Origin of the sequence: Cytobacillus citreus (genome assembly GCF_018343665.1) — a bacterium.
GTDB lineage: Bacteria > Bacillota > Bacilli > Bacillales > Cytobacillaceae > Cytobacillus > Cytobacillus citreus.
In genome coordinates, this window is the sequence record NZ_JAGYPM010000001.1 from 1,014,326 (window position 1) to 1,029,463 (window position 15,138).

15 protein-coding genes are annotated in these 15,138 nt (G+C 35.3%); 2 read left to right on the top strand and 13 right to left on the bottom strand.

Features of this window, described 5'->3' with window-relative positions; genetic code table 11:
* Window positions 1–2 precede the first annotated feature (2 nt).
* The 4 genes from KHA94_RS05030 to KHA94_RS05045 form a co-directional block, all read right to left on the bottom strand.
* Window positions 3–887, bottom strand: coding sequence for a branched-chain amino acid ABC transporter permease (locus tag KHA94_RS05030; RefSeq protein ID WP_213100995.1), 885 nt, complete (start codon window positions 885–887; stop codon window positions 3–5).
* 25 nt (window positions 888–912) lie between these two features.
* Window positions 913–2,073 (bottom strand): ABC transporter substrate-binding protein, encoded by a 1,161-nt coding sequence (locus KHA94_RS05035; RefSeq protein WP_213100996.1) that lies wholly within the window; start codon window positions 2,071–2,073, stop codon window positions 913–915.
* A 180-nt stretch (window positions 2,074–2,253) separates the two neighbouring features.
* Window positions 2,254–2,892, bottom strand: a complete 639-nt coding sequence (locus KHA94_RS05040; RefSeq protein ID WP_213100997.1) for a spore coat protein — start codon at window positions 2,890–2,892, stop codon at window positions 2,254–2,256.
* A gap of 82 nt (window positions 2,893–2,974) precedes the next feature.
* The gene (locus tag KHA94_RS05045) at window positions 2,975–5,542 is read right to left on the bottom strand and encodes a DEAD/DEAH box helicase (protein WP_213100998.1); all 2,568 of its coding nucleotides are present in this window, start codon (window positions 5,540–5,542) and stop codon (window positions 2,975–2,977) included.
* 381 nt (window positions 5,543–5,923) lie between these two features.
* On the opposite strand from KHA94_RS05045, the gene KHA94_RS05050 reads away from it, so the two are divergent.
* Window positions 5,924–6,457, top strand: coding sequence for a YceI family protein (locus KHA94_RS05050; protein ID WP_213100999.1), 534 nt, complete (start codon window positions 5,924–5,926; stop codon window positions 6,455–6,457).
* Between the two features lie 103 nt (window positions 6,458–6,560).
* Here KHA94_RS05050 and dacB read toward each other — a convergent pair whose 3' ends face one another.
* The 8 genes from dacB to KHA94_RS05085 form a co-directional block, all read right to left on the bottom strand.
* A complete protein-coding gene (gene dacB / locus KHA94_RS05055) occupies window positions 6,561–8,045 on the bottom strand; it encodes a D-alanyl-D-alanine carboxypeptidase/D-alanyl-D-alanine endopeptidase (protein WP_213101000.1) in 1,485 nt (494 codons plus the stop codon).
* 167 nt (window positions 8,046–8,212) lie between these two features.
* Window positions 8,213–8,530 (bottom strand): MGMT family protein, encoded by a 318-nt coding sequence (locus tag KHA94_RS05060; RefSeq protein WP_213101001.1) that lies wholly within the window; start codon window positions 8,528–8,530, stop codon window positions 8,213–8,215.
* A gap of 329 nt (window positions 8,531–8,859) precedes the next feature.
* Window positions 8,860–9,825, bottom strand: coding sequence for a S8 family peptidase (locus KHA94_RS05065; RefSeq protein WP_213101002.1), 966 nt, complete (start codon window positions 9,823–9,825; stop codon window positions 8,860–8,862).
* A 150-nt stretch (window positions 9,826–9,975) separates the two neighbouring features.
* Window positions 9,976–10,497 carry a mismatch-specific DNA-glycosylase gene (locus KHA94_RS05070; RefSeq protein ID WP_213101003.1) on the bottom strand — a complete coding sequence of 174 codons (522 nt, stop codon included), beginning with the start codon at window positions 10,495–10,497 and terminating at the stop codon, window positions 9,976–9,978.
* Between the two features lie 84 nt (window positions 10,498–10,581).
* Complete coding sequence (locus KHA94_RS05075; RefSeq protein WP_213101004.1) at window positions 10,582–10,773, bottom strand: YbxH family protein; 192 nt, start codon at window positions 10,771–10,773, stop codon at window positions 10,582–10,584.
* Between the two features lie 99 nt (window positions 10,774–10,872).
* Window positions 10,873–11,310, bottom strand: coding sequence for a peptidylprolyl isomerase (locus KHA94_RS05080; RefSeq protein WP_213101005.1), 438 nt, complete (start codon window positions 11,308–11,310; stop codon window positions 10,873–10,875).
* A gap of 73 nt (window positions 11,311–11,383) precedes the next feature.
* A complete protein-coding gene (locus tag KHA94_RS26210; RefSeq protein WP_275950860.1) occupies window positions 11,384–11,518 on the bottom strand; it encodes a hypothetical protein in 135 nt (44 codons plus the stop codon).
* Window positions 11,519–11,620: 102 nt separating this feature from the next.
* Window positions 11,621–11,821: a hypothetical protein gene (locus KHA94_RS05085; protein WP_420828135.1), complete on the bottom strand. Its 201-nt coding sequence runs from the start codon at window positions 11,819–11,821 to the stop codon at window positions 11,621–11,623.
* Between the two features lie 198 nt (window positions 11,822–12,019).
* On the opposite strand from KHA94_RS05085, the gene KHA94_RS05090 reads away from it, so the two are divergent.
* Entirely contained in the window at window positions 12,020–12,496 is a 477-nt protein-coding gene (locus KHA94_RS05090; protein WP_213101006.1) for a DUF2512 family protein, read from the top strand.
* 468 nt (window positions 12,497–12,964) lie between these two features.
* Here KHA94_RS05090 and KHA94_RS05095 read toward each other — a convergent pair whose 3' ends face one another.
* On the bottom strand, window positions 12,965–15,034 hold the full coding sequence (locus tag KHA94_RS05095) for a transglycosylase domain-containing protein (protein ID WP_213101007.1): 2,070 nt from the start codon (window positions 15,032–15,034) through the stop codon (window positions 12,965–12,967).
* Between the last annotated feature and the right edge of the window lie 104 nt (window positions 15,035–15,138).

Below are 15,138 nucleotides of genomic sequence, written 5' to 3' on the forward strand. Positions count from 1 at the left end.
TGTCACCTTCCCGCTGCTGTTGTTTTTTGGCCAAATAATCCTTGCGGCCGTAATAATAGGATTACGATGATCGTAATAAACGCAACAGCATCACGATATCCAGAATCACCATATGCTACAATAAGAGTTTCAGATAATCCAAGAATTAGGCCACCAGCCATTGCGCCCCTCACATTGCCCATACCGCCTAAAATGATAATAGCTAGACCTTTCAGCCCCATTGATAAGCCCATTTGCGGGTTCACTGAGTTAAATGCCATTCCAACTAGAATTCCAGCAATTCCTCCCATGGCAGACGCAATTACGACAGTTAATATAATAATTCTTTTAGTATTTACACCAAGAATACTTGCTGTTTCAATATTTTCCGCAGTTGCTCGAAGTGCTTTACCTGCTTTTGTTTTTAATAGCCAATAAGAAAGTACTATCATTAAAATAACGGAAATAACGAAAATTAATATTTGAACAAGATAGATGGTTATTGATCCAATTTGGAAACTGATTTCAGCAAATGCATTTCGGAAAGGATGATTTCCTGCCCCAAAAAGATGATGTGATAGATTTTCTAATAAGATCGATGCTCCTATGGTACTAATTAAGGGAGCGAGGTGTGAGACACCTTGCTTTCCTCTTAATGGACGCAGAGCAACACGCTCAAGCATATAGCCTAAAATACCCGTTACAATAATAGCAGCTAGAAATGCTATCCAGAGAGGTAATCCTAATGTACTTGTAATAATTACCCCGATAAATGCCCCGAACATAAAAATTTCGCCGTGGGCCATATTTATGATTCCTAATACACCAAAAACAAGTGTGAATCCTAGGGCAACAATCGCATAGATGCTTCCAAGTGTAATACCATTGATAAGTTGTTCTAACAACATGATTTCTCACCCTCTAGCTTTTGTTTTACTCAAAAACTTTAAATTTTCCATCTTTTATGATTAATACTGTTGGGTCCATCACCACATCCCCATCTTTATCAAAAGAGAATTTTCCAAGTATCCCTTCTAGATCTTTAATTTCAAGAAGTGCCTCCTTTAGTTTATCCCTATCTGCTTCTCCAGCATTTTTAAGAGCTTCTGCCATAATATAAAGTGCGTCGTAAGCTTGTGCAGCAAATTGGTCAGGCTTCATTTTATATTCAGCTTCATATTTTTCATTAAATGCTTGCACTTTTGGATTTTCTTTGTCTCCAAACCATGGAGTGGCAACGATTAACCCATCAGCAGCTTTTCCTGCAATTTCAATTACTTGAGGGGAGTTAAATCCATTTCCACCAACAAATGGGACATCAACCCCCATCTTTCTCGCCTGATCCATGATTACAGCTCCTTCATTATAAAGTGCTGAACATAGGATCAAGTCTGGTTCTAATCCCTTGATTTTCGTTAATTGTGCATTGTAATCTGATTGGCCTTTTTGGAATGTTTCTATCGTCACAATTTCTAGACCCATATCTTCAGCCACTTTTTTCATTGTGTCGAATCCAGACTTTGTGAACACATCATCATTTCCATACAGGATAGCAACCTTTTTTACACTGTTTTTTTCAACAGCCTTTTTGATTGAAGTTGGTATAGCTAAAGCCTCAGGCAATGAGTTTCTAAATACATATTCTCCAATTTGTGGAATGCCTTCTGCTGTCGTAGATGTTCCCATGATTGGAATTCCGTTTAATTCAGCCTCAGGTCCGACAACATTCATTTCTGTACTTAATGTTGGGCCTAAAAGTGCAACAATGCTATCGTCGCTCATCAATTTTTGTGCTGCTGACAATGCTTCCTCCTGTTTACCTGCAGAGTCTTCGATTACTAGGTTAATATTCACTTCACCTTTATCGTTAATCTCTTTTTGTGCCAATTTAAAACCATTTGTAATAGCCTCACCGTAAGCTGCACCTGGTCCAGTAATATAGGAAATGACGCCAATTTTTGCGTTTATTACATCCCCTTCTTTGGAAGAGGTGCCTTCTCCTGTTGTTTCTGAGCTTTTGCCACTACAAGCTGATAACAAAACTAGCATTAATATGGAGATAGATAGAAATGGTTTTTTAAATAATTTTCTCATTTTTTTCCTCCTTATTTATCTGAATTTTTAAACATATATCTATTAAATAATACTTAATTGACAATGTAAATATATTTTGCCAATTATTAGAATTAAAAGTTTTTTTAATTTATAATAATTATTATTAATTAAAAAAGGTGATTCTTAAGAGAATCACCTTTTAAATAACTCATATATTTTTTAATGTGCAGTTTGATTATTCGGCATTTGACCATTCATTTGTGCTGGAGCGTATGCATTTAATAGTTGCTGCATGTCTTGCTGTGCGAGCTGTGGCACTTGATAGTAATGATGTTTGTTTTGGTAGATTGACAATTCATACGCCATTTCAATGCAGTTTGGTATGGAATCAGCGATTACACGTCTTACTACAGGATTTGTCACTTCAAGTGCGGCCATGGCCTTAGCGCCTGCTGCACCCTTTACTGAGCCAAGCATTAAACCAGATATACATTCGTCGGTAATTTCAGATGTTGATTGAAGAGGTTTCTTTGGCTGTGATGGCTGCAATCCGTATACAAAATCATTATCTTGTGTCATTTTATAGCTTTGTGTAGGAACAGCGGGATCTTGTCCGGATTTAAAACAGTCTACCGTTGTATTATATTCCGATTGAATGAATTGATATTGGCGGTCAAGAATGTTTTGCAGCTCTTGATCCTTCACACTTGGGCGCAGGATGGTGTACAAGTTTAACGTACCAATTGTTCCTGAAAGTACTTCATGAACATCAAATACTTCATGACCACCGTGATTTTGTTGAGGCGGAACCGTACCTGTATGCATATTTTGATGCGTTTGACCTTGTTGATTCATCATAAAAATACCTCCTTAATATTAAAAATCACCCCTTATTTTGTGAAAAAAAATATTAATTATTCCTATTTAATTTTTCGACCTTTTAATATTCGAAATAGCTATTTCGATATTTTCTTTCATAACAAGCATTACAAATTTGAAATTTATGGTCCCAATGAAGCTGTTTTCCACAGCTATGGCATTTTTTTGCTATTTTTTTGACGTCTGTTTTTAATCTGGTATGGATTTGGTCACTAATCTCTTCACGGATTCGTTCCCAATAAATCGCCTCAGTTCTTCGATCTAGACGATATAAAAACAATAAATGAAGTCCAATTGCTTTATAAGTAAGTTCCAATTCTTCCAAATTTCGTTTCTTTATTTGGGGTTCAGGTAACTCGGTGTTATGAATAAGGGCATACATCGTTTTTTCCCACTGCCAAATAAGATCTGGTTCCTTTTTAGAAAATGGGAGATGCAAAAATGAATATAGATCGTTAATGGAAAACTTAGCTTCTATTTCTGTTCCGCGAATCTTTTCATATAGGATTCTCTCTTCCAAAAGGGCTGCTTTTTTTGTGCCCTTTGGACTTTCAAATTTCTCCCACAGTTCAAAAAAATTTTCGAGATCTCGATAATAGTTTTGAAAACGTTCGAAAACTATACTCGTTGGTGCAACTGCGAATGTTCGTATAGGTTTATCCTCAGAAATGAGAAGGTTCCACATCCTATTGATGTTGGAAGTGAATGCTACTTTTCCGATATTATAGATTCCTTTACGACCCGCACGTCCAGCAATTTGTTTGACCTCTTGAGATGTGAGCACCCTTCTTTTCTCACCATCAAATTTTTCATTTTCAAGAAAAACTACCCGACGGATTGGAAGATTAAGCCCCATACCAATAGCATCTGTTGCTACTATGATCGATGTCTCGCCTTTAATAAACCGATGAACCTGCTTTTTCCTAGTTTCTGGGGGCATGCTGCCATAAATCATGCTAACAGAATGCCCAGAATTTTCTAGTCTTGAGGCCGTTTCAAGAACGCGCTTTCTAGAAAAACAAATAAGTGCGTCTCCTTTTTCAACTCGGCTAAATTTGAATTCTCTCTTTTCGACTTCTAATGGAATGTCTCGGTGGTACTCATTCAATTCAATATTTGATTCTCCGAGCAGCTGCAGGATCATTTCTTTTGCATTTTGACTTCCTATTATGTGTACCTCAGCGGCATTTGCTTTTGTTATGGCTTTATACCAAGAAAACCCACGATCTTTATCAGTAAGCATTTGCGCTTCGTCTATTACAATACATTCATAGAAATCTTTTTCATGAAACATCTCCACTGTACTTGATATATGACGAGCTTCTGGAATAAGCTTTTCCTCTTCCCCTGTTTTTAATGAACACAATGTACCTTCTTCATTAAGTTTATCGTATACTTCAAGAGCCAGCAGTCTGAGTGGTGCTAGGTATATTCCACTAGAAGCAGCCTTCATTTTTTCAAGTGCATGGTGAGTTTTTCCAGTGTTTGTTTCACCAATATGAAGAATGTAGCGAATGTTTCGCTCTATAGATGGTTGGTATTCTTGTCCAAAAATATCAACAATCATCCGTTTTTCTTCTTCTTTTTTACGTTTAGCTTCAGCAAGCTCTTCAGCCCTTAGCCTCTCTCTTTTCGCAAGATCATTGTGTAAAATTTCATTATGTTTTTCAGGATCGAAAGGGATATTTGCTAAATTTAATAAATCTGTAATGAATTCATGCTGTAAATTGTGAATGAAGCCATTTGCTAAATACTCGCATTCATAAATTATGATTTCCTCGATTAAGGCTTCAACAGTTTCCTTTGATAATCTGCTTTGTTCGTTATTGTAATAGCTTGCAGGTAAATTCTTGAGTATTATTGATGGAAGGATATCTGTAAGATATTCGCTTACCAGATCTTCATAATGGTTATAATAAGTTTCATATTCAAAATATGTTCGTTTCCTGTTTCTTGTTTTTCGGATGTCCCCTGTTAGCTCTTCAAAAAAATCAGATAAAGTTTTATAGGAATCTGGTTCAAGTCTACCTATCATATTTAATTTTTCTTCGAGTGCAAATGTGTCTACTAATTGATATCTCTTTTTCGTGTTAAGATCTTTTTGAAATTGACAGGATACGAAGTGCCTGACATATAGATAAAGCAGATCCTCATTTTTCTCAATCAAGGAAATAATTTCTTCTCCTAATTCATCTTGAAGGGTTTGCAGTGCTGTTTGAATACGCTCTTCTTCTAATTTTTGCAGAAACTTCTCTCTTGCTTCCTTATATCGGACTTCCCAAGTAAAATTATTCGTATTCCAAATATCGTTCAGCCATTTATTTGCATCGAATGGAATGTATGTACGCATTTCAGTTCGAAATAGATGATCAAGAACTTTACGATCAATATGCTCTGTTTCATAGCCCTTATCCTTTAAAAACATCTTTTTCTCTAGTCTGGAAATACTCGTTGATTTATTTAACCAAACGTTGATCCAGATTTGATCAACATAATTACCTCTATTTGTAATATACTCTTCAAAAGAAGGCATTTTATCTTTCATTCCTAGAAACTTGTTTAAATCATCTATTATCTTTGATTTTGTTGACTCCACGGCATTTCGGTAAGTTGTTTCCAATTGTTTCATTTCCAGACACCCTCTAGTATATTAATTTTCAAAATCATTTTTTATTGTAACACTTGCATTGATAAATCATTAATCATAACGTTGATCGAACTAAATTCTTTACTAATTAGCTCAGATTTTTCGGCTTTCCAACCAAAAGATTGCGACATCCTCGAAAGTGAAAACTCTTTTTCTTCGTGCGATGTCTTATGGCAGTAATTTTCCTTTTGGAAAGTTTGACATTGCATATCCTGTGCGTCATATGACTCCCATCGATTAAAGTTTTCCTTAATTTATAGTAAATATTGTTGACAAAATGATTAATCGGTAATATTATTTATCTAGAATTAAATAATCTCGAATTCAAACTAATTGAATTCAAACAAAATGGAGGCTAATAATATGACAAATACGAAATGGGCTATAGATCCGGTACACAGCAGTGTTGATTTCTCGATTAAACATATGATGATTGCAAATGTAAAAGGTACTTTTAATCGATTCGATGCAGTCATTGATGCAGATCCTACGGATTTAACGACGGCAAATATTCAATTTACAGTGGATTTATCAAGTATTGATACTCGTAATGAAGATCGTGATAACCACCTTCGTTCAGGAGATTTCTTTAATGTGGAAAATTATCCAACAATGACATTCCAGTCATCTAAGATTGTAAGTAAAGGTGATGGAGAATATGATGTAACTGGAGAACTATCTCTTCATGGTGTATCAAAAGTAGAAACTTTTGAAGTGACTTACGAAGGATCAGGTAAAGATCCGTGGGGTAATGAAAAAGCTGGTTTCACCGTTGAAGGTGCCATAAAGCGCAGTGAATATGGCCTAACATGGAACTCAGCTCTTGAAACTGGCGGTGTCCTAGTTGGGGATAAAGTAAAGATTTCTCTTGATGTTCAAGCTGCAAAAGCTGAGTAATAATATGATCAAATGATATAGGCGGCTATGAGGAATTTGGTTTCCTTGAAGCCGCCTTTTTCCCAATGATATGCATATTAATTGTAAGGATCTCAGGTTTAACCTATTGCTCTGCCAAAATTACAGCAATCTTATCTTCAATAACTTTTCCTTTCGATCCATCTACTAAATTATTTAATACGATTGAAAAAATTAGTCTTTCCCCGCTATTTGTATCAACATAACCGGATAATGAGCTCACTGTTGAGATGGACCCTGTTTTCGCTCTTACCTTATTCTGAGCAGGTGAGTTTATCATTCGATTCCGTAAAGTGCCCCCGACCATTCTGTCTGTTGCTCCAGCAACCGGTAATGAATTCAAATAGGAGTTATACCATTCCTCGTTTTGAATTTCAAAAAGAAGATTGGATATCTCGTTGGCTGGGATTAAATTCACATGGGAGATGCCTGAACCATCTCGTAAAACTAGTGATTCTATATTCACACCAAGTTTTGTCAATTCTTCTTCTAGTACTTGAAGACCTTCGTCCCAGCTTCCTTTTCCTTTTACGACTTTCCCCATTTCTTTGATTAAAGTTTCAGCGTGTCCGTTATTACTCAGTTTCATAAAGGGAATAAGTAATTCTGATAAGGGCATGGATTGATGTATGCTTAATACGCTAGCTGTTTGAGGTGCTTCTTGAGCCCTCATTTTCCCTTTTAGCTCAATCCCTTGTTCATGTAGAGATTTATTAAAGAGATCGAGTGCATAGCCTGTCGGTTCCCAGACAGCCATCCATTCCCTTGCCCTGCTAGATTCTAATGGAATTGTTCCATTAATAATAATTGAATTTGTTCCATGCTGACGCTCAATAGTAATATTTTTAGCTCCATCTTTTCCAACCGTTTTTGCGTTATTAATAATTTTTACATAATCTGTTTTTGGTTCTAGAGAGACTAAAGGTGCTTCGCCAGCATTTTTACCAGGGTTCACTTCAACAATAACCGTACCCGCATCGTAGTCTTCATTTGGGGATGCAGTTAAGGCAGAAACTTGGGCTCCATAATAGTATGATTCATCACTCCATGATAAATCGGTGGAATAACGGATGTCATCATACCATGTGTCGTCCGCAATTAAATCTCCTTGGATATTTTTAATTCCTAATACCTTAATTTCCTTAGCGAAATTGTCAAAATCAGCCTTTAAAAGAGTAGGGTCCCCCTTCCCTTTTAAATATAGATTTCCTTGTAGCGTTTTCCCTTTCACAGAACCGTCAGTCAGAATCTCTGTAGTAAATTTGTAATCTTCACCCAAGGTAGCTAATGCAGCTGCGGCGGTTAATAGCTTCATATTAGATGCGGGTCTTAAACGTATGTCACCGATATGATCATAAAGCAGTTCCCCAGTTTCTGCAGATCGTATACTGACACCTGCGAGTGCCCCATATAAATCGGGATCATTGTTAAGCAGCTGATTCAGTTCCTGAACCAGTTCTCCCCCTTCCTCTGTTGCTTGAACGGCTGGTCCCTCTGAATTAATTTGAGGAACGAGCACCAGCATGAAAATCAATAAAAAGCTAAGACTAAATTTCATTCCTTTTTTCATATGCATTAGCCACCTTTCTTATATTTGTTCATGAATCCATTTCTTCTTTGAAAGGTGAATTTCCTCTATTTTCAAGATGAGGAAAAAGCAGTGTTTTTCATACAAAAAAGTACAAGGAATAATAAATTAATTGAAAAATATGTAGGTAAAATGAAACAGTATTTCAACTAATATCTTATATCTGGCTCATACAAAAAGCGATTTAAATCAATTGTCCCATTTAGTTTGAATTCTACCCCTTCACTTTCTAATGATAGCTTTTGAATTGTAAAAAATTCATTATCTTTTAGTCCAATTTCTCCTTTCGAGTTTATTACTCGATGCCAGGGCAATTGCTGTTTTTTACTCATGGAATGAAGGATCCTTACTACTTGTCTTGCTCCTCTTGGACTGCCTGCAAGTTTAGCTATTTGCCCATAGGTCATAACCTTTCCCGCTGGGATATTTTTAATAATGAAGATGGCTCTTTGTGTGAAAGTCTCCAATTGACATACTCCCTTTATTTGATTTCTTCCCTAAATAATAGCATATAATACTGTCACTTTAGATTTATAAAAAACTAAAAATTACGAAACTTACTTTTGTTCGTTCGAACAATATTAATTACAAGGATAGTTTTTCAAAATGATTGAAACATAAACCATGACTTTTTTGTAGGTTGAATTATCTACTTAGAGAAGCCCTATTAAATGTTGCTTACAGCATTTTTATATTTAGAAAAAAAGGGAATTATCCTTTTGGACAATCCCCTCGCGTTCTTATTAAGAACTATTCTTAAAATGATATGAATAAAACGAATTACATGCTGAATATATTAATTCACCTTTATGATTATTGATTTAATTTCTTGATCAAAGATATTGGCCAAATGTTCAGGCACCGTCATATAGACTAGTCCATTTCCTTCTAGTTTCGGTGAATACCCAAGAGGTACGGTTCTTTTTATCAATTGTGCATACAGCTCTGGCTCAGAGAGCTGACGATCAAATTGTTGTATGGATAAACTCTTAATTAAGGCAAGTGCACCTGAAACATGGGGTGCAGCCATTGAAGTGCCGCTTAAAGTGGCATACTTACCATTCAAATAGGTTGAGAGGATTTCTTCACCAGGAGCAACAACATCGATTTCATTGTTAGAATTACTAAATTCAGATGAGCGACGTTCTAGATTAATGGAGGCTACGCTAATTACATCATTATAGGAACCGGGAAAGGCAAATTCGTCTGTCGAGTCATCCCCATCTCCTTCATTACCTGCTGCACATACAACGAGAATATTATTGTCTACAGCCTTTTTGATCGCTTCATAAAGTGCTGGAACATCATTTGGACCCCCAAGAGACATGGAAATAATATCGACTTTTTGTTCAATGGCATAATTGATTCCATTAATGATCCAACTATATTGTCCTGAACCATTTTTATTAAGAACCTTGACAATTAGCAGGCTTGCTTCCGGTGCAACTCCAACGACACCTAAGTTATTCTCCCTGGCAGCAATAGTTCCAGCTACATGTGTTCCATGACCGTTATAATCCTTGAATAATTCTGGGTTACCTTTATCATCACTTGAAAAATTTCGACCACCTATGATACTTTCTTTTAGATCAGGGTGACTTATATCGCAGCCCGTATCTAATACTGCTACTGTAACACCTTTTCCCTTCGTATCTTTCCAAATCTTTGGTGCTTGAATCAATTCTACGCCTTTCGGAATTTGATTTGCCACTTCTGTTTGTTCAATGACCTTGAATGGAATAACACGAACATAATGCTCCATTTCTTTCCCTCCTTAAGAGATTAAAATTGAAGCGGATTCTTGGTGTTCATATTATTTTAATTATTCTGAATGATTCTTTAAAGTTTCATTTGTACTATTTTTTAAAGTTTCATTTGTACTATTTTTTAAAGTTTCATAGTTATTGTTTATCTATATATCATGACAGCTTTGTGTTATTAGTATTGGTATTTCTGAATAAATCTGTATAATATCCCTCATTTGCATTCTCACTAGTCCGCTAGAAGAGGGGGCGACAAAATCGATTGTGCCAGAAATAATTGAACTCTCTTGCTTTCCCCAAGGAATTGATTTTTTCTTACTGTATTCTTGGTAAACTCCTTTCCCAACAAAACAAATTACCTTTGGTTTATAGAAGCTTATTTTTCTTATGAGCTCCTTTCTACCTACTTCATATTCCTCTTTCGTAATTTCTTCGGCAGCCTTCGTAGGTCTAGGGACAATGTTTGTCAAACCATAGCCCAAATCTAGTAATTGATTATCCTCTGTTGAATCAAATTTTCTTGGTGTCAATCCAGATTCATGAAGGATTTTCCAAAATCGATTATTCGGGTTAGCAAAATGATGCCCCGTCTCTGAAGATCGGATACTTGGATTAAAGCCAACAAATAAAAGATTAAGATCTTCTTTTATATAATCCCTTACTGGTTTCAAGGAATACACCTCCATGATTGTAGATAGCTTTGAAAATAAAATAGGTATCATTTAGTTAAGAGGTTTTTTTAACGTAAGAAAAACTCAAATTCCATGCTCATAGCAATAGTGATTGACAAGCTCCTCGATTAAATCATGTTCTGGAAATTTATCGGAAAACTGAAATTTAATTTCTTCTATGAATTCCCCATTTCTATAAACATGAATGGCCCCATCTTGATTAATTACACTATACTCAGGCTTAAATTGATAGCCATTTCTTTCTATTGCACCCATTTTAGTCATCTCCTTTTACATTTTTTTAGTATGGGCTTGATGCTTAATTTTATCACCTAAATAAAGAAAAAGAGCCATTTGGCTCTTTTTCATCCCTAATTATTCTTCTGTAATTTCAACTTTCTCCATTACATCCCCATTTTTCATTGCTAAAACAGTATCCATACCAGATGTCACTTTTCCGAATACTGTATGAACACCATTTAAATGTGGTTGTGGTTGATGGACGATAAAGAATTGGCTGCCGCCTGTATTGCGTCCAGCGTGAGCCATCGATAAAGAACCTACCTCATGTTTATGTGGATTGCCTTCGGTTTCGCAATTGATCGTGTAGCCAGGACCACCTGTACCTGTACCGTGTGGACATCCACCTTGACTTACAAATCCTGGAATTACACGGTGAAAAGCAAGCCCATTATAGTAACCTTCGTTAATTAGCTTCGCAAAGTTAGCAACTGTTCCCGGAGCAGCTTCTGGATATAGTTCAAACTCCACCTTTTCGCCATTTTGCATTAATATGTATCCTTTTTTCGCCATACAATCATCTCCTTCAATAAAAATCATTCTTAATCATACATTAAATACATTAGAAATAAAAGTAACTTGGTCTTTAACTAAAAATTTCAATAAATAAGATTAAAATAAAAACAATTAAGCCATAAAATGATACATGCAAAAAAATTGTTGTTAATCCAAACTTAACATCTTCAAGGGTCATACCTCGCTTACGGATTCTAGTTCGCATAATATCACCATCCTTAATAAAATATTATCTAAATCTAACAATATTGACAATATTCTACTAAGAAAAATTACCCAATTTAAATAATAGGTATTTACCTATTATTTAAAACTTCTTTTGCATTTGCTTTTGTTTGTTCATAATATCATAAGATTTTTCAATAATATCTGTTAAAACATCTGCTTTATACACTCTGCCAAGCTTAGTATTTTCCTGATAATAGTTAACGATTTCATCTAGTTTTTGTGATGTTTCTTGAGCAATTCGAACATTAAGCTGAATTCTTTTTTCTTTGTCCAATATCATCTTTAACAGCCTCCAAAATAGCATTTACTTCTAATCTATCATAACGCTATCAATCTGCTAGCAGTTTGATAGTTAAATTATAGCATGCGCTAGCTCTTTATATGATAAATAATTTTTAATTCATTTTAAACTTCAATGTATTACATTTTGTGAATATTATTTCATCTACTATACACAATAAAAAATGGAGGTGAGTTAATGAATCATGTCATTGCTTTCATAATAAAAATTACTTCAAACTTTATTTTCTTATTTTTCATTCTAGGCTTTTTATATGACATGACAGTTGCGAACGTTTTAACAATTACAATAACTCTCAGTATTTTATCGTATATTATCGGTGATTTGATTATCTTACCAAGAACCAGCAATGTTGTAGCTACCGTTTTTGATTTCGGTTTAGCAATGCCAGTTATTTGGATATTTAGTGTAAGTTTAACCACAGGTAATAATATTAACTTATTTACTATGTCACTTATTTCATCTGCGGGAATTGCATTTTTTGAATCTTTTTTTAATAAGTATTTTGTTATCTATGTGGTTTATGGAGATGAAGACAAAGAACTTCAAGATACATTTTTGCAATATCATACTGAAACTTCTGAAGAGTTTTATCCTTCTGAATTAATATCAGATGATAATAAAGATAGAGAAACACAAAAATCAAATGAGTAAAACCGTATACCCAATTACACTATTGGGTATTTTCATGTTAAACTGTATTTTTCATTTTTAAAAATTTATAATCTCCCTTGCGTCCACTATCGACACTTCTTTTTAATAACTTCTTGTTTTTTATTCTTTAAACATGTCCCCCGAGAGATTTTCGATGTTGTCTTTCCAAGTTCTTTACACCTTCCGTGGTCTTCGTCTACATGCACCAGACTCGACTTCTCTTTGTCCTTATCAAAGGTTTCTTTTGACGGGCGGCAGGATTGGCTTGATGTTACAACCAGTTAGTTTGCTTGAACTTTTTTAAGAAAGTTACTTTGTCACAGGGCTTCAACATTAGATTTTCTTCATCAGTCGCCTGTCAGTTGCCGAGCGTCTTGGCATTTACTCGGATTGGACTTTCACCAACTTGCAATGAACGCTTGCCTGGGCACGCAATAACAAAAAAAGAATTGGATACCTCCAATTCTTCTACTGGTTAAGCAGTTTATTCCATTTCTCTTTAAGAAAATCGCCAAATTGTTCGAGTTCAGTTACACCTTCAGATAGTTTTTCTTTCCATTTTGGCAGTTCTTGTTTTATCTTATCAGTACTTTCTTTTATCGTTTTCTCAATTTCTTCTTTTTTATCTTGCTGTGTAAGCTTTTCATTAACTGATTTTGTTGAAAATTCAGCAGGCTCAATATATGGAAGCGTATTCTCCATAATTGCTTTAAATATAGGTACAACCGTTTCTGAACTTCTGCTTGATAAATAATGCTCTCGATCAGTTTTATCATATCCAACCCAAACAGCACCGACTAGGTTTGGCGTGTATCCCACAAACCATTGATCTTTCGTTCCGTTAATATCTTTATAAGGAAGTTGGGTGGAACCTGTTTTTCCGGCAAGTTGAACTCCATTGATTTTTGTACCTTGTCCGGTTCCAGATTCAACGACATTAAGAAGCATTGACGTCATTTGGTTTGCAACCGATTTGGTAGTTACTTTAACTGTTTCCTTCTTTCTTTCAGCAATAATGTTTCCAGTAGGACCTACTATTTTCGTAATTAGATGGGCATCCTTTCTTTTCCCTTCATTAGGAAAGACTGAATAGGCTTCAGCGAGTTTTAATGGTGAAATACCTTTATGCATGCCTCCTAATGCTATTCCCAAATATTCGTCCTCTTTTTCTAAAGGGATACCAAAACGATTCAATGAATCAATCCCCTTTTCCAGTCCGATTTGATCAAGCAGCCAGACCGCTGGAACATTTAGGGAATCCTCGATGGCTTTATACATTGGGACTTCACCTGAAAAAGTCTTTGAAGCATTTTCAGGTTTATATTTTCCAAAAACCATTGGTTCATCCTTTAGCATTGATGTTGCATTATAGCCTTCCTCAAGTGCTGGTGTATAGACAGCCAGTGGCTTTAGAGTTGAACCAGGTTGGGCTTTTAAATGAGTCGCGCGATTAAAACCACGGAATACATGGTCTCCGCGTCCGCCAACAAGTCCCCTTACTCCTCCTGATTCAGGATCTAAAAGAACAGAACCACTTTGGACGAGGACCCCATTTTTACCACGAGGAAATAAGTAATCCTGCTCATATACTTTTTCAAGTCCAGCTTGAATATTTTGATCCATTTCTGTATAAATTCGGTATCCTCTTGTGAAAATTTCTTCCTGAGTTAAGCCGTACTTATTAATAGCCTCATCAAGTACTGCATCTACATAATATGGATATTTTCTCTCTACAAAGCTTCCTTTTCCTTCTTCAAGCTGAATCTTTTCAGAAATGGCTTCCTTGTATTCCGATTCAGTAATCATAGAATGTTCTTTCATTTTGCCAAGCACCACATTACGTCGCTCTATGGCACCGTCATAATTTTTGTAAGGATCAAGTGCAGATGGTGATTTCAATAAGCCTGCCAAAAGAGCTGATTCACTAATCGTTAATTCCTTTGCACTTTTATTGAAATACTTATTAGAAGCTTGTTCGATGCCCCATGCACCACTCCCAAAATACACTTGATTTAAGTACATTTGGAGAATCTCATCTTTTTTGTAATACTTTTCAATTTCTACTGCTAAAAATAATTCCTCTATCTTTCTTTTATAAGTCTTTTCTGGTGAAAGTAATGCATTTTTAGCAAGTTGTTGGGTTATAGTACTTCCTCCACCAGTAATTCTGCCAGCAAATAAATTTTTGAAAAAAGCACGTGCCATTCCTTTTATATCAAAGCCATTATGCTTATAGAAGCGTTCATCCTCAATGGCTACCACGGCATTTTTTACATAATCAGGCAATTCCTCAATAATTATTCCCTCAGACCGATTCGTAGCTAATGTGCTGGCAACTTCCCCATCTTTATCATAAATAATCGTAGATTGCTTTAACCCTTCTTGCAATGATTCCACATTCGCTGTTGCTGCTAAAAAAGCGAAAAATAAGATGGTTAATAATAAAAATGTTAGAACGATCAACATTAATATTTTTGTTATATGCTTATTTCGCCAAAAACGTTTTATACTTTCCCATATAGGTTGTAGTCTTTTCATTGTATCTCCTTACCTGCTACTATTAAAGTTTCTCTTTTATTATAATATAAACGTAAAATATTGTTAAAAGTTTCACTTATTCTTTTATCTTGACCTTTTGTAAG